The organism is Myxacorys sp., assembly GCF_059501405.1.
This window is the reverse complement of sequence record NZ_JCACCM010000097.1, coordinates 157,118-180,812: the sequence shown is the minus strand read 5'-3', so window position 1 is coordinate 180,812 and position 23,695 is coordinate 157,118. Positions and strand designations below refer to the sequence as shown.

The following is a 23,695-nucleotide window of genomic DNA, read 5'->3' as shown; positions in this document are numbered from 1 at the left end:
TAAGTACAAGTTGAAACCCCAGTTTTGAGTTTCTGAGAACGTTCGATTTTGCTCGCTTCCGTGCAGCAAAATTTCGAGTGTTATTTAACCTTGTTTAACCGTTCTAGACGAAGCTGATGTTCTCGGCTAAATAACACTTGAAACGTTAGCAATATAACGCCGATCGTTCCTAGCGCAGTGCCAGAGGCAATCATAAAGATGATGACAATCTGATAGCGGACAGCATCGATCGGACTTGCTCCTGCTAAAATCTGCCCTGTCATCATTCCTGGTAAACTGACCAATCCCATCACCAGCATCGAATTAATGGTCGGAATCATCCCCGTCCGCAGCGCTTCTTGAATCCGCTTGTGGGCTGCCTCCCATCGGGTTGCGCCCAATGCCAAAAACGCTTCGATCTGATCCCGGCGGCTCGCCAAGTCTTCAGTAAAGCGATCGAGCGCCAGAGAAATGCCTGTGAGAGCATTTCCTAACACCATGCCCAGAAGGGGAATCACATACTGAGGGTCGTACCAAGGTTCGACACGAATAATGCCACTCACTGCCAGCCCGGTCACCAGAAACGAGGAGGTTAGAATTGAGAAAAAGCTATTCCAGTAGATGCGTCTAAATCGTCTTCGAGTCCGATCGACCGCAGAGGCACCCGCCATGGCTGTCATTGCCAGCGCAACTAGCAAGACCCATAGCGGATTGCGGAGCGTGAAAACCCACTCTAGGACATATCCCACAAGCAAAAGTTGAACGATCATCCGCACTGAAGCGATCGCTAAACGACGCTCAAGCCCTAATTGGAGAACAACAGACAGAATCACGTTAATCAAAATCAACGCCGCTGCTAAAGCGAGTTGTCCGTTGTTGATCTGAATGTAGCTCTGCTCCATCACCCTCCTCCATTCAAGGTAATTTGACGATCGGTGATCCGTTGAATCTGAGTCGGATCGTGACTCGTCCAAAGATAAGCTCTTTGTAAATTCTCAGCCCGCCAAGCTTGCACCAATGCTTCGAGTCGTCGAGCGGTCTCAATATCCAGCGAAGCTGTTGGCTCATCGAGTAGAAGAATGCGCGGCGAAAGCTGTAAGGCTCGTAAAAAGGCAACAATTTGAGCTTCTCCGCCTGAAAGGACTGCGCTAGGGCGCTGCAAAAAATCTGCTGTCCGTCCTAAGAGCTTGAGATAATGCAAAATTTGGTTGCGATCGTAAGTGCGATCGCGATGAATCGCCAATCGATACACCTGCTGAAGATTCTCTTCAACGGTTCCTTCTGTGAGTGCAGGGCGTTGGTGAAGATAAATCACCTGCGATCGATAGCGTGGCATAAACTGACGCTCCATCGGTTGCCCATCGAAGATAATGCGTCCTGCCTGAATTGGGTCAAGACCTGCTAGCGCCCGCAGTAATAGGCTTTTGCCAGCCCCTGAAGGCCCTACAACAGCGATGCGATCGCCTTGGAAAGCATCAAAACTAATACCCTGCCAGATCCATTGTCCCTGCAATTGTCGGCTTAAGCTGACGGCTGAAAGGAGAGAGCCATGAGCAAGCCCCGCTTGAGTAGCTCTCTGTTTAATTGGCTCAGTTGTCACTGGCATCTCCTTTGTCAAAACCCTATTTTGTCAACAACCCTATCGATATTCAGTCTAGGTCGTCAGTTTCGTTTTGTTGAAGTTGCATCATGGTCGGGTAGAGTGCGTTCTACCTGACGCACGCTGGAGAACGCATATCCGCCTAAGCCGACTAGAATGAGTCCTAACGAGGTGATGATATACAGGAGAGCTACTCCTGCACCCTTTCCAGTGCCAACGATGCCACCCAAAATAGATGTTAGATCGTTGCTAGTCATCATTGCAGGCTCAAACACTCGATCGGCAAACGGTCCAGCAATCAGCAGCGCGATCGCAGAAACGAGTTGTAAAATCAGCGATCGAGCCGCGAGAACCCGTCCCTGGACATCGGGGTTCACCTTTGCTATCCAGATGGCTTGTTCAGAACTGGTAAGCAGCGGGAAATTCAGCGAAGAACAGAATTGAGCAGGGAACCAGACCGACGGCATCCGAGCCAGACCAAAAATCGTTTTGCTCAAGCCTGCCCCGATCATTCCTAAAAGCACACCGTGAATGCGACGTTTTGGGCCTCCCCAGACACTTAAAATCAATGCTCCAGTTACCCCACCCAACCCTGCTGCAGACGCGATCGTGCCGAGTATCCGGGCATCATTTCCGGTGCGTGCCAGAATTAGAGGGGCGTAGACGGCACCTCCTACATCATGAGCAAACCAAAATAGAGACATTAAGATAACCATCACTCGTAAGCCAGGACGCACAACAATGTAGCGAAAACCAAAAACAAGTTGATGCCAGATTGTGGTCGCCGTTTGGTGGTCTTTCTGGCTGAGTTCGAGTTGAGGAATCCGCATTGGCAGGACTGTTGCCAACGCAATGACGAAAGCGATCAGGTCAATGATGGCAATCCCTCCTAGCCCGATCGCGGCGTAGAGCCCACCCGCCAAAGCTGGCGCGAGAATAATTGCTCCATAATGAATCGAGGCATTGAGGCTGCTCGCACGTCCATACTGATGCTTAGGAACTAGCAGAGCGATCGAAGCGGAGTGAGCAAGCGTCTGAATTTCGATAAAAATTCCTTCGATCGCGCCCAGTGCATAGATATGCCAAAGTTGTAACTGGTGAGTGAGAAACAGACACAGAATCGTCAGCGTCGAGAGCGCCGCCATAGTATCCCCGATCAGCAGCAGCCATTTGCGATTCCAACGGTCTATAATCAGGCCGGCAAAAAACATGACGAAGATGCTAGGCAGGGCGGAAAAGAATCCCACTAGTGCCAGTGCGGTTGCTTGTCCTGTGAGTTCCCATGCCCAAATCTGAATCGCAAAACTGGTCATGCGGCTACCAAAGGTAGAAACAAGCTGACCTAGCCAGATGATAAGAAAAGTACGCATGTTGGTGTAATGGCTAAGATTCAGTCTCTACCTTAGGCAGCAGTGCTTTAGCGGGCAGCAAAAGCTCTTGAACTTGCTTCAGAATCAGTTCAGCCGCGATCGGTCCTTCGATGCGGCTCCAAAGTTGGTAATCAACAAAGTGAACTCGTTTGGCTTGACTCGCAGGCAGCGACTGAAGAATGGGATTGTTTCTCCATTCTTTCTGAACTTGCTCTACGTTACTATTGCCACTTGCCATCACAATAATGGTGTCAGCATTGATTTGAGGCAAGGCTTCTAGAGAAATGTTAATTTCGCCAGAATTCGTCGGTCTCGGTATCACAAGCTGAAAACCAAGATCTTTGAGCAATCCACCTGCATATGTGGTATCGGTAAAGATTTCGATCTGATTTGTTGCTGAAACCGCTAGTAAAAGGAGCTTCGAGGTTTGGGTAATTGGTTTTAGTTTATCTCGAGCGATCGCCATTCGCTGCTGATGCTGCTCGATCTCGCGTTGAGCTTGAGCCTCTCGATTCATCGCCTTGCCCAACTTCAAAAGGCCGTCTTGCCAACGCTCTTGGCTAGATGGCTCTAAGGGCAGAGTGGGCGCAATCTTTGCAAGCGGCAGATAGAGAGAGGGTTCGATCCGTCCTAAGATCAAATCAGGCTTTAGTTTCAGAATGGCTTCTAGAGAAGGAGTTTGCCATGTGCCAACATGAATTGGAGGTCGGGTGAGGCGATCGCCGAGATACTTAACCTGTACCGTTGGCTCTCCTGACTTTGGAGAACCGACTAAGGCGCGTTTGTCTTCTGCATAGCCTACGGGTTGTATTCCTAGCGTTAGGAGCAGATCTAGCGCATGGGGATCAAGCGCAACAACACGCTGAGCTTGTTCACAGATTCTCGTGACTCCCGATCGGTGTTGGATACTTCGACAAGATGCCTCTGAGCCAACGGACGAGGTATCTACGCTTTTCCGAGAAGCCGGATTACCACAGCCTGCGATCGAGAAGAGTGTCAGAGTTGCGAGCAAGAGCAACTTGTTAGAAACTTGTGCATAAAGCCAGTCTTTCTTGATCCCCGGAGCCGTTGGTGCCACTACTTGTTCTCCACTGCTACTGCTTTTTCTGCTCGACTAAATGCTGAAAGAGATCATCCAACACGTGGTTTGCTCCGATCATCCCCCATCCGGCAACCCAAATATAATTATCTACTTCATACACTTTGTTTTCTTTAACAGGCTTCAACTGTGACCACAGTGGATGTTGCTTAAACTGCGTTAGGTTTGATTCGTTGTGATCTCCCAAGAGCAAGAAAATGGCATCCCCGTCCATTTGAGGAATTAGCTCTAAAGACATGCGTTCCCACAGTTTGTCTTTATTTTGAGCAGGAGGACGTGGCAAACCTACATCTTGCAAAATCAGTCCGCTAAAGGACTGTTTCATATAGATACGAACGTTATTTTGCCAGAAATTAACAACCGAGATTTGGGGTCGGCGATCGCCCATCGATTTCCTGAAAGTTTGCACTCGTTGTTCGTAGTTTTGCAACAGCTTTTCTGCTTCTGGAGTTTTACCCAACGCTTCCGCTTCTTTTTTCAGCCATGTTTTCCATAAACGGTTGTCGTCGGTTTGAACAAAAACCGTCGGCGCAATTCGAGATAGTTTGTCGTAAACCTCTTTGCCATCCCAAGTTGTCCCCAAAATCAGATCTGGCTTTAGCAGAAGGATTTTTTCCAGATTGGGTTGGCTATAAGTCCCGACATTCTCAATGCCTTGAGTTTGATTAGCGAGATAGTCGATGAACTTACCATTGTCGAGCGTGACTGCCCCAACTGGTTTGACTCCCAAAGCTAAAACATTATCAAGATTGCTCAGTACAACCACTCGTTTCGGATTGGGCGGAACACAGGTTTGGCCCATACCATGTTCTACGGTTCGGCAGGATGTTGATGCAGCGGGGGCGCTAGGCTTATTGCTATTCGTCGAATTGCAGGCTGACAACAGCAGAACTGTGAGGGGAATGAGTAGCGATCGTTTGACTACATCCATAGCGACTGAAATCCCCTCGCCCTTATTGAGGGGGGCAGGGGAGATCGAGTATTGTGGATTGGTTGACAGAGAGCCGCTTAACCACGATCGCAGAAGTGTTCGCATCCGATTTGATACCTTCAACGTATGTCTGAGTAAGAGAGCCTAACGAGATCTTCAGCGGTGTATTGAGACATGGTGTAAGTGTCTGTGCTGCCACAGCTACCCCGCAAATGCAAAGCTTTGCTGACATTCTCAACGACATCCGCTTGATAAGTTTCTAGGTTTTGATTGAGTGTTGCAAAGGTAATCTCAACTCGATTGCGGCTTTCGTCTTCATTGTGATCGATGACTCGACCCATCACTTGATAGTTAAACCAATTCCAGCCGTGTTTCAGGAGCAATTCTCGCTCTACAACTTGCGCTGCCCAAGGGAGAATGCCCCAGCCTCGGTAAACTTGGTTGAAGCATTGGATGTCGCCGCTTTGGGTCAGAATTGCCGTTAGCGATTCTTGGTCTAGCCTGCCGTAATATCTACCATCAGGAAACGCGATCGCAGTCGGCGCAAAGCGATGTCCGCCAATGTGACTGGCTTGCCAAATTCGCACTTCTGGATCGAGTGCCAAGCGAGCAACGGTCGCGATCGCTTGACGATAAAACGAGTGACCATACTTCGCACAGCATTTATCATGGCTGCCATGCGTGCAAACGAGAATGTCTCTAGTTTGAGTTTCTACAGGTTCATGGCTCAAGCGATCGCTAAACAAGTAATCGGTTACAAGCGGTGCTACTGCTTCAAGGCTTGAAACCTGAAACTCTTGCTTGCTGTACCCTCGTGACAGCCCCTCTTGCTGACGAAAAATCAGTACGCTGGTATGGTGCTCTTGCTTCGGTCGATCGCGGTAAATCAGCAAAGGTCTGATAGACCGTTTATCTTGCTTGAGTTCTTGAACCAGGGTTCGCAAATTGGCTGGAATGCCTTTGGAAGCAAAGGCATTCGCTGACCACAGTGGAGGGCATTCTACAAGAATGTAGATTTGAGCAGCTACAGCAGAGCCGATCAGGTCTTCACCCGCCTCCTGGGACTCCTCGGTGCAAAAGAAACTGTCTACCATTGGAGCACATCCCTAAAATTCAACCGAGAGAGAACCGACCACTGTAAAAGGCGAACCTGGATACACTAGGGTTCCCTGAGCTTCGTAGTATCGAGTGCCGAAGAGATTTTTGAAGTTGAGCGCAGCTCGGTAGTTATCTCGTCGATAAAAGATGGTAGCATCGCCTCTCACAAATGAAGGCAACTCAATGCTGTTTGGCAATTCGGCTTCGCGATCGCCCACAAAGTAAAGACCTCCACCAAACCCTAGCCCTTTCAGGCTGCCGCTCTGAATTTCATAGGTTGTCCACAAACTCGCGCTGTGTTGAGGTGCGTTGACCAATCTGCTGCCTACAGCGAGGCTGCCAGCATCTCCTTCCACAAAGGCCTCGTTTTCACTCACAAAGGCCTCGTTGTACCCATACGAGGCAATCACATTCCAGCCAGGAGCGAGTCTTCCGACCACATCTAGCTCAACCCCTCGGCTTTTGATTTCACCCACCGCGATCGAGAAATCAATATCGTTGGGATCAGTCGTGGCAACGTTGGTTTTCGTAATGCTGTAAGCCGCTAGGGTTGCAGAGAGCCTGCCATCAAAGAGTTCGCCTTTAACCCCGATTTCATACTGTGTGCCTTTTTCAGGCTCTAGCAGATCTCCACTGCTCGTGGTAGCGAGAACATTCGGTTTAAACGATCGGCTAAAACTGGCATACAGCGAAACGGGTTCGATCGGTTGATAAACAAGACCAACGCGGGGAGAGAAGGCAGTGTAGTTACGGCTAGAAGTCGTATCTGTCAATCTATCTTCATTCTCAAAATCAATCAAATCGAGACGACCGCCAACGAGAAGTTTGAGATTGGGTGATAAGGCAATTTGATCTTGTAAATAGATACCTAGCGTGTCGCTACGTCGATCATTATCAAATACAGTACCGAGATCAGTCGGAATCGGAGAACCGTAAACTGGATTGAAGATGTTAATTGGAGTAAACTCGGTACGCCGCAACACAGCATCATAAGTATTTCGGCTCAATTCAAATCCTGCTAACAATTCATGCTTAACAGACCCGGTATTGAAGTTACTAATCAGGTCTGTTTGTAGCCCGTAATCCTCAGCTTTCTCCTCAGAAACGGTGTATCTGCGTCGTAACGTTTCACGATCTTCGTTCAGCCGAAAATTGCGGGCTTGAGCATTGGAACGATCGGCATCAAAAATTTGCGCCGTAAATGCACTCCGCAACCGCAAGTTTGGATTGAACCGATGCTCTACAGTCAAGCTAGGTTTGTTACCCGTCAAGCGATAACGATCGCTAGGTTCTCCTAAAAAGCGGCCAATCGGCAGTCTAAAAATCTCGGGTACAGCAGGAAAGCCACGATCGAAGGTGCGGTCTACATTGACGTATTCATACTCCAACGTCAAGTTCGTCGCCTCACCGAGCTTAAACGTCAAGACTGGAGCCGCAACAAACACTTCACTGTTAACAAAATCGCGGAAACTTCCTGAGTTTTCGTAGGCAACATTTAAGCGATACAACACTGACTTATCTGGAGTCAGCGGACCCGAAAAATCAATCGATGGGCGGTAGAAGCTGTAGCTACCGATCGCCAACTCACCCGCGTAAAAGGGATTGCTCAACGGTTGTTTCGTAACGTAGTTCACCACGCCACCCGGCTCAAACTGTCCATACAGTACCGAAGCTGGACCTTTGAGCACTTCGATCCGCTCGATATTGGCGGGATCAGTAAATGTGAGAAATCCATCGTCTCTAAATCCGTTTCTCAGGTTGCTAGACGCCGCCAAACCGCGAATCGTGTAGTTATCAGTTGAGCCACCGTAACCTTGCAAGACCGTCACACCACTGACGTTGCGAACCGCTTCCCCAATCCGAGTGACTTGCTGATCCTGAATCACTTGCTGGGGCACAACTTGAATGGACTGAGGAATGTCTCGCAGGGGTGTATCTGTTCTGGTTGCAGTTGTGGCACGAGGAGCACGATATCCTGTTTCTCCATCGCCTGTGACAACAACCTCTTCCTCATCGGCAGATTCTTCCTCAGACGGATCTGATGCTCGATCGGCAGGTGCAGATGGATTGGCCCGAGCGACCTCTTCCTCATCGGCAGATGACTCAGGTTGGTTAGACTGAGTTGGCGAGTTACCGTTTGTCTGAGCTGGGTTAGGGGTTGATTCAGAAGGGGGCAGGGGTGTTGTGGCAGCTGTCGCTGGGGCAGCAACACTTAGAACCAGTCTTGGCGTGTTCTCAACAACTTGGGCAGACGGCAGCCCGGCTTTGCCTGCGATCGTGACTCGCACCGTGTTCGCCCCCAAGGGCGTTACCGTGATACTAGAGATCGTGTCAGTTGGGTTATCTTGGCGAAACGTTTTGCCCTCCAGCAATTGCGCGTTAGCAATGTCTGTAATCAGCGTTTGACCATAGCGGGTTGTAAAGACTTGAAGTGGCCGGCTGCTTGTGCTCTCTAAAACTAGTTCAATCCCCTTAGATGTTGGCTTGACCTGCACAGCTGTGATTTGTGTAACCTCAGCCCAAGCTGGCTGAGCCATCAGGATCGATGCTAGACCTACAACGCCTAAACAAGTAACGCCTAAACAAGTAAATGACTGCGCTTTCAACATCTCTCCTCACACGAAAACATTGGAATGGGATAACAATTGAGCATAAAAATTGAGCATGACTAAACAGCCTCCACGGGACGAACGTTAGAGGCAAAGCCACAAGTTGCGCAAAGCTCAACTCCAAAGGAATCACAACTTTAAACGCGAAAGCTTTTTATTAGTTGCTTGAACAATTCTGCTAATTGGGTCAAGCAGATGACATAACTTATCATTAAGCAGTGAAGTGGTTCCTCTGTCAACCGTGTTCTATTGAGGATGTTAACTTCTTGCTCCATCGATAAAACCAATCAGGTTTCGTGCTACTAGAGTCTTTGAGGATCTGATCTGCTAATTTTGCTTCGATCCACGTTCCAATCGCTAAACGATTTGCTGTGAACCTGGCTACTTGAAAGTTTGTTTCAACTCTACTTGCAATGTAGCAACTGACCGTTTAATCTTATTGAGAAAACCTCTCAGCTTATTCAACCCGTGTTTAATTCTGTTGCCAGGCTTGCGCCCTTGGCTCGTAGTCACAATTATTTCTTGCAAACCCATTTCTTGCAAACCCGCTAGGAGATGAAGAGAGTGGTCAAACCATCCTCATTAATCAGAGAAAAGGCGCGATCTCCTCAGAAGGTTATAGGGAGATCGCAGGCTTTACTCGTGGTAGGACTTGCGTTATGTTTGCTAGTTCTCTTCATCTGTTTGATGACGAGTATTACCTTTGGGGCAGCAGAGATTCACCCAAATACTGTCTTTGCTGCTTTGACAGCGTTTGATGGTTCGGCGGAGCATTTGATCATCCAAACGGTAAGAGTTCCACGATCGCTGATTGCGTTGATGGTCGGGGCAACGTCAGCAGTTGCTGGAACCATTCTGCAAGGACTCACTCGCAATCCTCTAGCTTCACCCGATGTTTTGGGCATCAACAGTGGTGCATCATTTGCAATGGTGGTAGTTTTATCTCTCCTGGGTAGTGTCTCTGCTCCGGTTTATGTCGGATGTGCCTTTCTCGGTGCAGGTCTAACCACGATCGCAGTCTATATGTTGGGATCTTTAGGTCGAAGCGGCATGACTCCGTTGAAGCTTGTGTTAGCGGGGTCTGCTCTAACTTATCTCCTCTCTTCACTCACGACAAGCATTCTGATTCTCGATCAAGAAACGCTGGATGAAATTCGTTTTTGGTTAGCGGGATCAGTGGCAGGACGAGATGTGAGCTTATTTTTGCAGGTGCTTCCTTGCATGGTTGTTGGTTTACTCATGGCGTTTGCCATGGGTAAACCGTTAACAACGTTAGCGTTAGGTGAAGATGTCGCAACGGGGTTAGGACTGAAAACAGGGTGGGTAAAAGTGACCGCAATAGTTGTAGTGGTGCTATTGGCAGGCAGTGCTGTCGCGATCGCAGGACCCATTTCGTTTATTGGGCTGATTGTTCCGCACGTTGCTCGGTTTTTGATCGGTACTGATTATCGTTGGCTGCTTCCCTATTCTGCCTGTCTCGGTGGCATTCTTTTACTGCTAGCAGATATTGGTGCTCGTTTAATCCTCAAACCTCAAGAGCTTCCGGTTGGGATTATGACCAGTCTTTTAGGGGCACCATTCTTTATTTATTTAGCGCGATCGCGGGTAAAACGATGAATCATTGGATAACTGTTCGATCTCGGCAGATTTCGTTTCGCATTGATCGGCGTGTTCCCATTGTTTTAATCGTATTGGGACTCATTAGCTTCGCGATCGTGATTCTAAGTTTAGGACAAGGTGAATATCCCATTTCGCCTATTAATGTATTAAAGACATTATTAAAACTTGAGACAGACAACGCAGATTACGATTTTATTATTTACACGTTGCGGTTGCCTCGTGCATTGATTGCTTTTCTGGTTGGAGTTGGATTTGCAATTTCTGGAGCAATCTTACAAGGAATAACGCGCAATCCACTTGCAGCCCCAGATGTAATTGGCATTAATGGAGGCGCGAGCGTAGTTGCTGTTAGCCTAATCGTGTTGTTTCCATCTGCTCCAGGATTTGTGCTCCCGATTGCGGCATTTGCAGGAGCACTTGTGGCTGCAATTTTAATTTACCTACTTGCATGGAATGGAGGAAGTTCACCGATTCGCTTAATTTTAATCGGTATAGGCATCATGGCTTTAACCAATGCTGTTACTTCAGTTATGCTCACGTTTGGACAGATCAATAGCGTTAGCCAAGCGTGGATTTGGATAACGGGAAGCGTCTACGGACGCAGTTGGGAGCATCTCTTGCCGCTTTTGCCCTGGCTCATCGTCTTGATTCCATTGGCGCTGTTGCTGTCTCGCGATTTGAATGTTTTGCATTTAGGAGACGATGTTGCGCGGGGAGTAGGGAGCCGAGTCGAATGGCAGCGTATCGTATTGTTAATTACAAGTGTTGCACTAACGGGTGCTTCGGTAGCAACAGCAGGCACCGTTGGATTTGTTGGACTGATGGCTCCTCATCTGGCTCGGCAATTAGTCGGAGCTGGTTATGAAGGATTATTGCCAACGGCTGCCCTTATGGGCGGCATGATCACGGTTCTAGCTGATTTGCTTGGGCGGACGCTGTTCGCTCCAACTGAGCTACCCTGTGGTGTGATTACCGCAACGATCGGCGCACCCTACTTTCTTTATTTGCTATACCAAAATCGTCATCAATGAATGTAGAAAATTCTTTAGCAACCGCAGCAGCTCTCTCGCAGAGAATTGCGCTCACCACTCGTAAGCTCACTCTAGCCTACGATGGCACGTCTATCATTTCAGACCTAGATCTGGCAATCCCTGCTGGAAAAATCACCGTTCTTGTTGGATCAAACGGGTGTGGTAAGTCTACGCTACTGCGCGGTTTAGCTCGGTTGCTTAAACCCCGTCATGGCACCGTTTACCTCGACAGTGCTTCTATCTTTAAGCTGTCTACCAAAGACGTTGCAAAACGGCTCGGTATTTTGCCCCAAGGACCCGTTGCTCCTGAAGGTTTGACGGTTCGAGAATTGGTAGCACAGGGACGCTATCCGCATCAAAACTGGCTGCAACAGTGGTCAAAAGAAGATGAGTGGATGGTCGAGCAAGCCTTGTCGATTACTGACATGATTGAGCTAGCCGATCGCTCGCTTGATACTCTTTCTGGAGGTCAGCGCCAACGAGCTTGGATCGCCATGTCACTGGCACAAAACACCGACATTCTCTTGCTCGATGAACCAACTACATTTCTTGATTTAGCGCATCAAATCGAAGTTCTAGATTTGCTCTACGATTTGAATCAAACTCAAGGACGAACGATCGTAATGGTGCTGCACGACTTGAATCAAGCTTGTCGGTACGCCGATTGTTTGGTGGCGATCGCGCAAGGACAGGTTGTAGCTCAGGGAGAACCTGCCCAGATCATGACGGAAGCGTTAGTGCGAGAGGTGTTTGGGCTAGAGAGCCGAATTATTCAAGATCCGGTTGTCGGAACACCACTCTGCATTCCTGTCGGTCGGCGTCGATAAGTTGGCAATAGCTCAAAATACCTGACGGGACACTAGATGCGCTTCGATTTCTTGTCGCGATCGCCAAACAGGACGTAACTGTTTTTGGATCGCGAATGGTAACTGATCGGTTTGATGAGGTGAATTAGGCTGAGTCGAGTTGCCATAGGTGTTAAGCACCTTAGCTTTCACTGGGTTAGAAAACTCCACGACTGCAATGAATGAGTCGCCACCAATGTTTGTAAATTGTCCATCTTCACCAGGTACAAACCAAAGATTACGAAAGATTCCCAAGGGATCTTCTGCACCATCTGCGGGCAAATTCTTCCCTGCGTGTTGAATCCGAAAGACTTTGCCCCATGGAAGATCGAGAGAACCGTAGTCTGCCTCGATCTTCTGAGCAACGGCTGTCAAGGCAGCGATCGCTGTTTCAGGATCAGCGATGCCATTGGGTGTGCTCAATGGTGAATCTGGATGCCAGGATGTTGCAAAAAAGTTGGGCAAGTCAAGCTCTTGTACCCAAGCTGCAAACAGGACTGCGCCTCGGCTTTCTGGCTCTGTGTGCCGATCCCAATTGGCTAATACTTCCGCCGATCGACGAGTTAATTCATCTTCCTGCTGTTGTGCTAGCAGAATCAGATCATCCAACAAACGATCTGCTAGCTCTGAACGAGTTGAATATTTCAACTCCATGACATCCTCAAATGAAAGTTTGTCATTTTCTTGCAGCATACGGGCTGAGCGTTGCGCTCGAAAATTCATTGAGCCGTTCGGAGCGATATATGCTGGATAATTTGTGGGATGCAGTGGCGCAGGAAATGTGGTCGTCCAAGGCGGATCGTTCGCGTTTTGCAACCAACCGCTAGTGGGATCAACCACTTTAGGAAGATCGCGGTAGGGATGAGTTTTTGACCACAGTGTTGCGGAGGTATTGCCAGGAATCAACTCTTTCCAGGATTTGAAGTCTCCGTGAGAACGAATCGGAACTTGAGCGTTAAATAAATGCATAATGTGCCCAGCACGATCGGCATACAGCACCGTAAACATTGGAATTTGCAACCGTTTCAGCGCAGCCTCAAACCGAGATAGATTATTGGCGCGTGCCATCTTCCACCACTGCTCCAAGGCTCTCGGTTGATCTAGTCCAACGACTCGAATCGCGATCGCTCGACCATCTGGCTTATGTATCACTGGACCATGAATCGAGTGTTGGACTGGAAAAGATTTCTCCTGAATGGTTCCATCGCTTTGTTTAATTTTCAGAGTTTGCTGCTTGGTTTTAAAGGCGCAAATTCTGTTATTCCAGCGATAGCCACCTTCGGCTAGTTCTAGTTCATAAGCAGTCCAACCAGTGTGAGTATTGACGGTGTGAGTCCAGCCCAAAGAATTGTTAAAGGCGATTTCCAAAACAGGTGTACCGACCAACGCGGCTCCGTAAGCATCAATTCCAGGAGCAGTTAGTTGAGCTTCGTACCAGAGAAACAAGTCAGACCAGTATAAGTGTGGATTTGCGAGCAGCATAGCATTGCCACTTTTGGAATGAGATGGCGCGATCGCCCAGCCATTAGAACCAGGTACATGCTCGCTCGCGACTTCCTCTGTTTGCTGCTCGATGATTCCTGCAACTTTTTCAGGATTCACCACAAACGTGAAATTGAGCACCCGTTGAGTATGCGCTAGAACATCGACTGCGGTGACTGGCAGCACGATTTTGACGGCATCCTCGATCGCTTCAGGATGCTGTTGAGCATAGGCGTTAATTCCATCAGCGAAAGCATCAAGATAGCGACGAAATCTGGGAGTTTGCGCTGCATACCATCGCTGAGCGCGGGCTAGAACATCCATCGTTCGCGTCCACTGATCCGATTCTAAGTAGTCCTCTCCCCAATATTCTGCTGCTCGTCCTCTGGCTTGACCATAAAGACGCAGCAGCAAGTTGCCATGACTGTGCATCTGTGCCCAACCAAAGGCATGAAATAAACCCTTTGAATTTTGCGCGTAGATGTGGGGAACGCCATAAGTATCCCACAGTAATTCGGTCTGCTCGATCGCATGTTTGTTGAGATCAGCGATCGGGACGAATACAGAATCGAGTACAGCTAGGCAACTTGAGAGTAGGCGACTCCGAAGATGAGGCGGCTTAAATCGTATAAATGACATAAACGTAGCTCAAATGGTGAACTCGAATGCTACACAAAACAGGAAAACTAATTTTTTGCAGAGCAATAACACGACAGATTTAAACCCCGTGAGTCATTGGCTTGGAACGAGTGCTAACTTGCTGCTGCTCGTGCGCATTACAACATGAATCTAGATAACAAATTTTTTGGCATTGATTCAATCAATGCCGAACTTAAATGAGAACTCCACTCATTATTAGGTGGGATAAATACTGTTATTGTCAAGCTTATCAAGATTGATATGTGTGAGTTGTTCTTGTTGAAGTTTTGCTGATCATCCTCGTCTAATGAGTCGGATGTTATTGAAATTTCTGTCTACCGCTCTTAACCGATATGTCTTTGTGAGTAGAGCAACCTGAAATGCATTGCTCTGTTAGTTCAACTTAACCCATCTGTTTATTGATAACTATTCTCTATTAATTACCAGTAAATTTAGCAAATCTCTTAACTCTTGTTGAGAATAACTAGCATCTGTTGTATTTTTGGTTAGTCACTACTTTTGCAGTGTCATCACAGTGCAACTCTGCTCTAATGCTGGTGAGCAATTATGTGGAGATTAGCAGCCAGTACAACTAGTTGACTGCATCGTTTAGCCATGAAGTTTAAGCAGAAACGCTTCAAAGCAGATGCCCTCATAGCAAGTAGGGCTAATCTTCTGATGTAGCAGCGCGCGATCGCTACTATATGCACGAGCAAACTGCTTCAAATTTGATATCAGATTTGACAACTATTTCTTACCGATAGCCAGATTGGCTGCTTCTAAAGTTCTGGGTTCATCAAGCAGGAAGACTTTAATGTTCGCCCCTCATCATCACTTTCTCAAACAACCTCTCGATCGCTGTACATTGGTTGACCTTGTGCGTCACAGAGCGATGCATCAGCCCGGGCAAACAGCGTATCGCTTTCTAGGTGATGGAGAAACCGAGTCTGCCAGCCTCACGTATCAAGAATTAGATCGGCGTAGTCGAGCTATTGCAGCGCAACTGCAAGCATTCAATTTGTGGGGCGAACGAGCTTTACTGCTCTATCCACCAGGATTAGATTACATTTCTGCTTTCTTTGGATGTTCGTATGCTGGCGTGATTGCGGTTCCAGCGTATCCTCCGCACAATCAGCGCAACACCCCTAGAATTCAGGCAGTTGTTGCAGACGCTAACGCCACGATCGCGCTAACGACCAGCACTATCCAAGACCGCACTCAGTCTCTACTTGCAGACAAAACAGAATTAGATAACATTCAATGGCTAGCAACCGATACTTTAGACGATCGCCTTGCTAAAGATTGGCAAACCCCCGCGATCGTGGCAGACAGTTTGGCGTTTCTGCAATACACCTCTGGATCAACAGGAACGCCGAAGGGAGTGATGTTGAGTCATGGCAATCTGTTGCACAATGCTGCCATCACCTACCACTGCATGGAGCATTCTGACACGAGCCAGTTTGTTTCTTGGTTGCCGGTCTACCACGACATGGGATTAATTGGTGGAGTCTTACAGCCACTCTATGGTGGGTTTCCTTGTACGTTGATGTCGCCTGCTTCGTTTCTTCAGCGTCCTTATCGTTGGCTGCAAGCAATTTCCCGCTACGGGGGAACAACTAGCGGAGGTCCCAACTTCGCCTATGAGTTGTGCGTTGATAAGATTACACCCGAACAGCGGAAAACTCTCGATTTAAGCAGTTGGAGTGTGGCATTCAACGGGGCTGAGCCGATTCGTCAGTCTACGTTAGAACGGTTTGCAGCTACTTTTGCAGAATGTGGGTTTCGACCTGAAGCCTTCTATCCCTGCTATGGGTTAGCCGAAGCTAGCTTAATGGTGACAGGTAGCAGTAAAGCCGATCGACCAATTAGCAAACCCGTAGATGCAGCCGCATTAGAGCAAAACTACATTCAAAACCTTGCTGTAGATGCTGTAGCTGAAAGTCAGGTAGCCTCGTATGTGTTGGTCGGTAGTGGTCAGGCTGTTCCCGAACAGCAAATCGTGATTGCTCACCCTGAAAGCGGCGCTCGCTGCGCTGACAATGAGATTGGAGAGATTTGGGTATCAGGTCCGAGTGTCGGTCAAGGCTACTGGAATCGTCCTGATAAGACATTTAGCACGTTTCAAGCCTATCTATCCGATACCCACGAGGGTCCCTTTCTAAGAACTGGCGATTTAGGCTTTTTGCATCAAGGGGAGTTATTTGTTACCGGACGAGCTAAAGATTTAATCATCATTCGCGGACGTAATCTTTATCCACAAGATCTTGAACTTACGGCAGAACAAAGTCATCCTGCGTTGAGGGCAGGTAGTAGTGCGGCGTTTGCCGTTGAAGTTGATGCCGAAGAACGATTGGTTGTGGTGCAAGAGGTCGAGTTTCGCCAAAAGCCAGATGTAGCAGACGTGACGGCAGCAATTCGTCAAGCGATCGCAGAAGCGTACGAGGTACAAGCCTACGGTGTTGTGCTGATCAAGCCAGGAACCATTCCGAAAACTTCGAGTGGTAAAATTCAGCGTCGGGCTTGTCGATCGGAGTTTCTTGCAGGCAAGTTACAAGTATTGGGAAGCAGCATTCTGGAAGCAACTGAGGTGGAGCGCGATGATCGTCGTCTCAGCCGTGAAGCTCTACTGGCAACGTCTTTAGAAGCCCGTCAAACCCAATTAGAAACGTATCTTCAGCACCAAGTTACCCGTATCTTAAAGGCGGCTTCTTCTCCTGATCCTCACCAACCGCTAGCTGCTTGGGGATTGGATTCTCTCAAGATTGTTGAACTTAAAAATCAAGTTGAGACAGATTTAGAAATTGAGATCGGGTTTACCTGTTTCTTTAGTGGTGCAAGCATTGCTCAATTCGCACAGCAGATTCTCGCGCAACTTGAAACTGCCTCACCAGTGTTGCCGTTAGAATCAATCTCGCGCGATCGCAACTTACCGCTATCCTTTGCACAGGAGCGACTGTGGTTTTTAGATCAGTTAGAACCGGGCAATCCCTTCTATAACCTGGCAGCAACAATTCGATTGGTAGGACATCTTGATATTGCAGCCCTCCACCAAAGCCTGAATGCACTGATTGAACGACACGAGATCTTACGCACCCGATTTGTCAGTGTGGATGGTCAGCCAACACAGATCGTTTCGACGATGCGTGTTGATCTGCCCATCCTTGATTTGAGCAATGTTTCACCCACAGCACAAGAATCGGAAGTCCGGCGATTGTCTTTAGAGCAGGCACAATCGTCGTTTGATCTTCAGCAGGGTTCTTTGTTACGTGCTCAACTGGTGTCCTTGCGTGAGCATGAGCATGTTCTATTACTATGTGCTCACCACATCATTTTTGATGGTTGGTCAACCAACATATTTCTCCAAGAACTTGCATCTTTTTACCAAACATTTCTCGCTCAAAAATCCTCACTCCTTCCCGCTTTACCGATTCAATATGCTGACTTTGCAACTTGGCAGCGTCAGTGGTTGCAGGGAGAGATTTTAGACGCTCAACTCACTTATTGGAAACGGCAGCTTGCAGGCAGTTTACCTGTTCTCAATCTGCCAACTGATTTTCCCCGTCTGCCGATGCAGACGTTCCACGGGGCGCGACGATCGTTTGTTCTATCTCAGCTATTGCACCAAGCACTGCTCAAACTGAGTCAGCAGGAAGGCACAACATTGTTCATGACATTGTTAGCTGCATTCAAGACATTGCTGCATCGCTACACTGGGCAGGAAGATATTTTAGTTGGAACACCGATCGCGAATCGGAATCGGGCTGAGCTAGAAGACCTAATTGGCTTCTTTGTGAACACGTTGGTACTGCGAACTGATCTGACAAGCAATCCTTCTTTCCGGGAGTTGTTGAGCCGAGTTCGACACGTTGCATTAGAAGCCTACGCACATCAGGATCTGCCGTTTGAGAAGCTAGTAGAAGAACTACAGCCAGAGCGCGATTTAAGCTATTCACCGTTATTCCAGGTTTCTTTTGTTCTGCAAACTGCTTTAACTCAAACTCTGTCACTACCCGATCTGACGCTGAGCTTGAACGAGGTCGATACAGAAGTTGCAAAATTTGATCTCACGTTGTTTGTAGAGGAAACGGCTGAGGGACTCATCGGCACGCTGGAATATAACACTGATTTGTTCCAGACGAGTACGATCGATCGTTTCATCGAGCATTTTCAAACTTTACTAGAAGGCATTGTCGCGAATCCTAATCAACGGCTGTCTGATTTACCCTTATTGTCTTCTACTGAACGGCACCAACTGTTAGTTGAGTGGAATCAAACTCAGACAGACTATCCTCATGATCAATGCATTCATCAGCAGTTTGAGGCACAGGTTGCACAAACACCTGATGCAATTGCGATCGTATTTGCAGAGCAGCAACTAACTTATCGAGAATTAAATCAACGGGCAAATCAGGTTGCTCATTATCTGCAAAAGCTAGGTGTCAAGCCGGAAGTTCCAGTCGGGATTTGCGTCGATCGCTCTCCTGAAATGATCATTGGTCTACTCGGCATCCTCAAAGCTGGAGGAGCCTATGTGCCGCTTGATCCAAGCTATCCTCAAGCACGTTTGGCATTCATGCTGAGCGATACACAGGTGCCTGTTGTGCTGACGCGATCGCCGTTGTTAGAGCAATTACCTGAAATTCAAGCAACATTCCTCTGTTTGGATACAGATTGGGAAATCATTGCTCAAGAGACTAATCAAAATCCTGTGTCTTCAGCCACGCCTGATAACTTGGCTTACCTGATGTACACATCCGGTTCTACTGGGCAACCCAAAGGAGTCAGCATTGTTCATCGGGGAGCCGTGCGGTTAGTTCAAAACAACCATTACGCAAACTTAACTGCCGAAGAAGTGTTTCTTCAGCTAGCGCCGATCGCGTTTGATGCTTCGACGTTTGAGATTTGGGGCAGTTTGCTTAATGGAGCGCGGTTAGTGCTGATGCCTCCTGGCGTTCCTTCGCTGCGCGAGTTGGGGCAGGCAATTCGACAGCACCAGATTACAACTCTGTGGCTGACGGCAGGGCTATTTCACCAAATGGTCGATGAGCAGCTAGAGGACTTAAAACCACTACGGCAACTGTTAGCGGGGGGTGACGTTTTATCGGTTTCTCATGTGCAGAAGTTATTGCAAGCTTCACCAGAATTACGGCTGATTAATGGATATGGACCTACTGAAAATACGACATTCACCTGCTGCTACTCAATCGTAGACCCCGACCCAATGGGAGCAACTGTGGCAATCGGACGTCCGATCTCCAATACGCAAGTTTATCTCCTGGATGATCAGTTACAGCCTGTCCCGATCGGGATTCCCGGAGAACTTTATATTGGTGGAGATGGACTAGCACGTGGTTATTTCAATCGTCCAGAGCTAACGGCTGAGCGATTTATTTCCAATCCGTTTCAGGGAGAACATGATAGCCCGACGCTATACAGAACTGGAGATTTGGCGCGTTATCGATCGGATGGCAACATTGAGTTTTTAGGTCGCCTAGATGACCAGGTAAAACTGCGAGGATTTCGCATTGAACTGGGTGAAATTGAGGCGGTACTCAGTCACCATCCAGCGGTACAAACGACCGTTGTAGTGGTTCGGAAGGACGAGCACGGCAAGCAGAATTTAGTCGCGTATGTGGTGCCACACCAGTCATTCGCACCTGCAACTGCCGATCTCCGTTCTTTCTTGCAGACAAAACTGCCGGAGTACATAATTCCATCGCACTTTGTCTGTTTAGAAGCGTTGCCTCTCACTCCAAATGGCAAAGTAGACCGTCGTGCCCTACCTGCACCAGACACGCTAGAACGACAAACCGCTTTTGTTGCGCCTCGCACTGCTGTAGAGCAACAGTTAGCTGAAATTTGGGCAAACGTGTTGGGGCTGCAACACGTTGGAATTCAGAACAACTTCTTTGAGTTGGGAGGGCACTCGCTGCTGGCAACACAACTCATTGCCAGAATACGAGATGTGCTGCAAGTGGAACTGCCGTTACGCTGTTTATTCCAAACCCCGACGATCGCCAGCCTAGCAAATACCATTGCTCAAACAAAATTGCTGGAACCTCAACCCCTCAACAATCTACCCACGATCGCGCCTGATATCAGCCAACGCTACCAGCCCTTCCCCTTGAATGAAATGCAGCAAGCTTACTGGCTAGGCAGAACGAGCATTTTTGAAATGGGAAATGTCGCAATTCATGGTTACGTCGAGATTGAGAGCGACGAGCTAGACCTGGAACGGTTTAATCTGGCATGGCAGCGATTAGTAGAACGCCACGATATGCTGAGAGCGATCGTGCTACCAGATGGACACCAGCAAATTTTGCAGCAGGTGCCGACTTATCAAATTCCAGTGCTGGATTTGCGGGGACAAGAAACAGGGCAAGTAGAGTCACAACTACAAGCCATTCGAGAGGAACTCTCCCATCAAGTATTACCACTCGATCGATTTCCCTTGTTTGATCTGCGGGCGTCTCGGCTAAGCGATCGTCGAATTCGGCTGCACATCAGCATGGATGCCATTTGTTTAGATGGCTGGAGCTATCAAATTCTGTTCCGGGATTTGATGCAGCTTTATCGAAATCCAGATGCCGCATTGATGCCCCTAGAACTTTCTTTTCGGGATTATGTATTGGCAGTGCTGGATCTGCAAAACACTCCCATCTATCAACAATCTTTGCAGTATTGGCGCGATCGACTAGCAACGTTACCTCCTGCGCCAGAGCTACCGCTAGCCAAGGCTCCAAGTTCGCTCACGCAACCCCGCTTCAAGCGTTGGAGTGCTACTTTAGCTCCTGAACTTTGGCAACGGTTAAAGGCTCGCTCCAGGCGAGCTGGACTGTCTCCCACAGGCGTTCTGTTAGCGGTCTACGCCGAGGTTCTAACGACTTGGAGTAAGAGTCCACGCTTCACGCTCAACGTCCCGCGCTTCAATCGATTGCCGCTCCATCCGCAGGTGAATGACCTAATTGGTGAGTTTGCCTCGTTTACCCTGCTAGAGGTTGATCACACTCATCCCGCGTCCTTTGAGGTTCGCGCACAACGATTGCAGGCGCAACTTTGGCAAGATTTAGAGCATCCTTATGTTAGTGGTGTGCGCGTGTTGCGGGAACTAGCTCAAGCTCACGGCAAGACTACAGGAATCCCCATGCCGATCGTGTTCACAACCTATCCACAGAACACCCCTGGAGAAACTAATTCCTCGATCGCTACTCTGATTCAAGAACTGGGAGACATTGTTTATATCCTCGGACAAACTCCCCAAGTTTGGATTGATAGTCAGTTTAGTGAGGCAGAGGGCGCATTGTGTTTGAACTGGGATGCGGTCGAAGAACTCTTCCCAGTAGGTATGTTAGACGATATGTTTGCTGCCTATTGTAGGTTGCTGCAACGGCTTGCAACCGAAGAGACAACATGGCAGGAAACTAACCAACAATTATTGCCTCCAGCTCAGCAAGCGCAGCAGAGTGCGTTTCGTGCCAACCAAGCTCCCGTTCCAGACAAGCTGTTGCAGACGCTGTTTGCCGAGCAAGTTGCCCAGCGTCCTCAACAGGTTGCTGTGATTACGTCCGATTGCACTCTCACTTACGAGGAATTGTTCCAGCGATCGAATCAGGTAGGACATCGGTTGCGCCAATTAGGAGTGCGTCCAAATCAGCTTGTGGCGATCGTGATGGATAAAGGCTGGGAGCAAATTTTAGCAGTGATGGGTATTCTCAATGCTGGATCTGCTTATTTACCCATTGATCCAGAATTACCGCAAGAACGCCTTCACTACGTTTTAGAGAATGCTGAAGCTGAGATTGTGTTAACGCAATCGTGGTTACGCGAACGATTACAACTACCACCAACAATTCAATCTATTTGCATTGATACTAATGAATTGATCAATGAACCAGTAATACCACTTGAACCTGTACAGCAACTCGATGATCTCGCCTATGTAATTTACACCTCTGGCTCAACAGGATTGCCTAAGGGCGTGATGATCGCCCATCGAGGTGTCGTAAATGCGATCGCTCAGACGAATCAGCATTTCCAAATTTGCAATCGCGATCGCGTCTTGGCGCTAACCGCGCTGTATCACGATATGTCGGTCTATGACATCTTCGGCACGTTAGCCGCAGGTGGAACCCTCGTGATCCCGGATGCAGCACTCCGGCGTGATCCGGCACATTGGTCAGAGTTAATGATGCGTGAACAGGTGACCCTCTGGAACTCGGTTCCTGCCATGATGGAGATGCTGTTAGAGTATGCTGCCGAACGTCCCGAAGTGCTTCCTGCAAGTTTGCGGTGGGCATTTTTAGGCGGCGACTGGATTTCTGTGACGTTGCCCGATCGTCTCAAAGCGTTGGTTCCAGAAGCGCAGGTCGTTAGTGTCGGAGGACCCACCGAGACTACTCTGTGGAACATCTGGTATGCGGTCGAAGTCGTTGATCCCAACTGGAAAAGTATCCCCTACGGCAAACCGATCGCGAATACCCAGTACTACATTTTGAACAAAGCCTTAGAAGATTGCCCCGTCTGGATTCCCGGTGAAATGTACTGTGCGGGGGTGGGTTTAGCACAAGGCTACTGGCGCAATCTAGACAAGACACAGGAGAGTTTTATCCAGCATCCGGTGACGGGCGTACGCTTGTATCGCACCGGGGATTTAGGGCGCTATTTACCAGATGGCAACATCGAGTTTTTAGGCAGAGACGACTTCCGACTCAAGATTCGTGGACAACGGATTGAGGCAGGAGAAATCGAAGCGGTTCTCAATCAACATCCAATGGTGCGATCAAGCGTCGTGATGGCAGTGGGTGAACAGCCTAACCGTCAGAGTCTAGCTGCATACGTTATTACAGCACCAGAAGCGACTCCCACTGTAGAAGAACTGCGTCAATTTCTGAGTCAGAAATTGCCAGAATATATGGTGCCTTCTGCATTCGTGATGTTGGATGCACTGCCCCTAACACCCAACGGCAAAGTCGATCGGCGATCGTTAGCCGCACTCCTCTTATCCAATCTCGATGTCATCGCATCTCAAAGAAACTTTGTGGCTCCCCAGACTGCTTTAGAAAAGGTGCTAGCAGGAATTTGGGCAGACGTGTTGCAACTAGAGCAAGTTGGCGTTCACGACAATTTCTTTCTTGATTTGGGCGGCAACTCTTTACTCGCAACCCAAGTGGTGTCAGCCGTGCGGGATACTCTACAAGTCAATCTAGGCTTGCGTTGCTTGTTTGACTCACCCACGATCGCAGAGCAAGCAGCGGATTTACTCAAAGATTCTGTTCAAGCAAAGCAAGTCGAGCAAACCGCTCAACTGTTGTTAACAATTTCCGAGCTTTCTGATCACGAAGTTGAGACTCTGCTCGAAGAAAAGCGATCGTACCTTCAAGTTGGTGTTTGAG

12 protein-coding genes are annotated in these 23,695 nt (G+C 48.4%); 4 read left to right on the top strand and 8 right to left on the bottom strand.

The features are described from left to right. Positions 1–80 precede the first annotated feature (80 nt). The 7 genes from AC5I6P_RS12095 to AC5I6P_RS12065 all read right to left on the bottom strand — a co-directional run bounded on the left by AC5I6P_RS12095 (position 81) and on the right by AC5I6P_RS12065 (position 8,614). A complete protein-coding gene (locus AC5I6P_RS12095) occupies positions 81–881 on the bottom strand; it encodes an ABC transporter permease (protein WP_495694010.1) in 801 nt (266 codons plus the stop codon). Continuing rightward, complete coding sequence (locus AC5I6P_RS12090; protein ID WP_495694009.1) at positions 881–1,579, bottom strand: ABC transporter ATP-binding protein; 699 nt, start codon at positions 1,577–1,579, stop codon at positions 881–883. Before AC5I6P_RS12090 ends, AC5I6P_RS12095 begins: the two co-directional genes overlap by 1 nt. A gap of 62 nt (positions 1,580–1,641) precedes the next feature. Further along, positions 1,642–2,949, bottom strand: coding sequence for an MFS transporter (locus tag AC5I6P_RS12085; RefSeq protein ID WP_495694008.1), 1,308 nt, complete (start codon positions 2,947–2,949; stop codon positions 1,642–1,644). 13 nt (positions 2,950–2,962) lie between these two features. Beyond that, the gene (locus AC5I6P_RS12080; protein ID WP_495694007.1) at positions 2,963–4,027 is read right to left on the bottom strand and encodes an ABC transporter substrate-binding protein; all 1,065 of its coding nucleotides are present in this window, start codon (positions 4,025–4,027) and stop codon (positions 2,963–2,965) included. Between the two features lie 16 nt (positions 4,028–4,043). Continuing rightward, entirely contained in the window at positions 4,044–5,084 is a 1,041-nt protein-coding gene (locus tag AC5I6P_RS12075) for an ABC transporter substrate-binding protein (RefSeq protein ID WP_495694006.1), read from the bottom strand. 14 nt (positions 5,085–5,098) lie between these two features. Further along, entirely contained in the window at positions 5,099–6,073 is a 975-nt protein-coding gene (locus AC5I6P_RS12070) for a ferredoxin family protein (RefSeq protein WP_495694005.1), read from the bottom strand. Between the two features lie 12 nt (positions 6,074–6,085). Then, positions 6,086–8,614 carry a TonB-dependent siderophore receptor gene (locus AC5I6P_RS12065; protein WP_495694004.1) on the bottom strand — a complete coding sequence of 843 codons (2,529 nt, stop codon included), beginning with the start codon at positions 8,612–8,614 and terminating at the stop codon, positions 6,086–6,088. A gap of 627 nt (positions 8,615–9,241) precedes the next feature. Here AC5I6P_RS12065 and AC5I6P_RS12060 point away from each other — a divergent pair. Genes AC5I6P_RS12060 through AC5I6P_RS12050 form a run of 3 tightly spaced genes read left to right on the top strand, consistent with a single transcriptional unit; the run spans position 9,242 to position 12,164 of the window. Beyond that, on the top strand, positions 9,242–10,303 hold the full coding sequence (locus AC5I6P_RS12060; protein WP_495694003.1) for a FecCD family ABC transporter permease: 1,062 nt from the start codon (positions 9,242–9,244) through the stop codon (positions 10,301–10,303). Further along, complete coding sequence (locus AC5I6P_RS12055) at positions 10,300–11,337, top strand: FecCD family ABC transporter permease (protein ID WP_495694002.1); 1,038 nt, start codon at positions 10,300–10,302, stop codon at positions 11,335–11,337. Before AC5I6P_RS12060 ends, AC5I6P_RS12055 begins: the two co-directional genes overlap by 4 nt. After that, positions 11,334–12,164, top strand: a complete 831-nt coding sequence (locus tag AC5I6P_RS12050; RefSeq protein ID WP_495694001.1) for an ABC transporter ATP-binding protein — start codon at positions 11,334–11,336, stop codon at positions 12,162–12,164. The genes AC5I6P_RS12055 and AC5I6P_RS12050 overlap by 4 nt, the downstream gene beginning before the upstream one ends. A gap of 12 nt (positions 12,165–12,176) precedes the next feature. Here AC5I6P_RS12050 and AC5I6P_RS12045 read toward each other — a convergent pair whose 3' ends face one another. Continuing rightward, positions 12,177–14,303, bottom strand: a complete 2,127-nt coding sequence (locus AC5I6P_RS12045; RefSeq protein WP_495694000.1) for an acylase — start codon at positions 14,301–14,303, stop codon at positions 12,177–12,179. A gap of 814 nt (positions 14,304–15,117) precedes the next feature. Here AC5I6P_RS12045 and AC5I6P_RS12040 point away from each other — a divergent pair. Beyond that, positions 15,118–23,694 carry an amino acid adenylation domain-containing protein gene (locus AC5I6P_RS12040; RefSeq protein ID WP_495693999.1) on the top strand — a complete coding sequence of 2,859 codons (8,577 nt, stop codon included), beginning with the start codon at positions 15,118–15,120 and terminating at the stop codon, positions 23,692–23,694. The last annotated feature ends 1 nt before the right edge of the window (position 23,695 follow it).

Excerpts from the sequence above, each read along its gene's own strand:
- AC5I6P_RS12095 (WP_495694010.1), bottom strand. The coding sequence starts at position 881 with ATGGAGCAGAGCTACATTCAGATCAACAACGGACAACTCGCTTTAGCA.
- AC5I6P_RS12085 (WP_495694008.1), bottom strand. The coding sequence starts at position 2,949 with ATGCGTACTTTTCTTATCATCTGGCTAGGTCAGCTTGTTTCTACCTTT.
- AC5I6P_RS12075 (WP_495694006.1), bottom strand. The coding sequence starts at position 5,084 with ATGCGAACACTTCTGCGATCGTGGTTAAGCGGCTCTCTGTCAACCAAT.
- AC5I6P_RS12070 (WP_495694005.1), bottom strand. The coding sequence starts at position 6,073 with ATGGTAGACAGTTTCTTTTGCACCGAGGAGTCCCAGGAGGCGGGTGAA.
- AC5I6P_RS12065 (WP_495694004.1), bottom strand. The coding sequence starts at position 8,614 with ATGGCTCAGCCAGCTTGGGCTGAGGTTACACAAATCACAGCTGTGCAG.
- AC5I6P_RS12060 (WP_495694003.1), top strand. The coding sequence starts at position 9,242 with ATGAAGAGAGTGGTCAAACCATCCTCATTAATCAGAGAAAAGGCGCGA.
- AC5I6P_RS12055 (WP_495694002.1), top strand. The coding sequence starts at position 10,300 with ATGAATCATTGGATAACTGTTCGATCTCGGCAGATTTCGTTTCGCATT.
- AC5I6P_RS12050 (WP_495694001.1), top strand. The coding sequence starts at position 11,334 with ATGAATGTAGAAAATTCTTTAGCAACCGCAGCAGCTCTCTCGCAGAGA.
- AC5I6P_RS12045 (WP_495694000.1), bottom strand. The coding sequence starts at position 14,303 with ATGTCATTTATACGATTTAAGCCGCCTCATCTTCGGAGTCGCCTACTC.
- AC5I6P_RS12040 (WP_495693999.1), top strand. The coding sequence starts at position 15,118 with ATGTTCGCCCCTCATCATCACTTTCTCAAACAACCTCTCGATCGCTGT.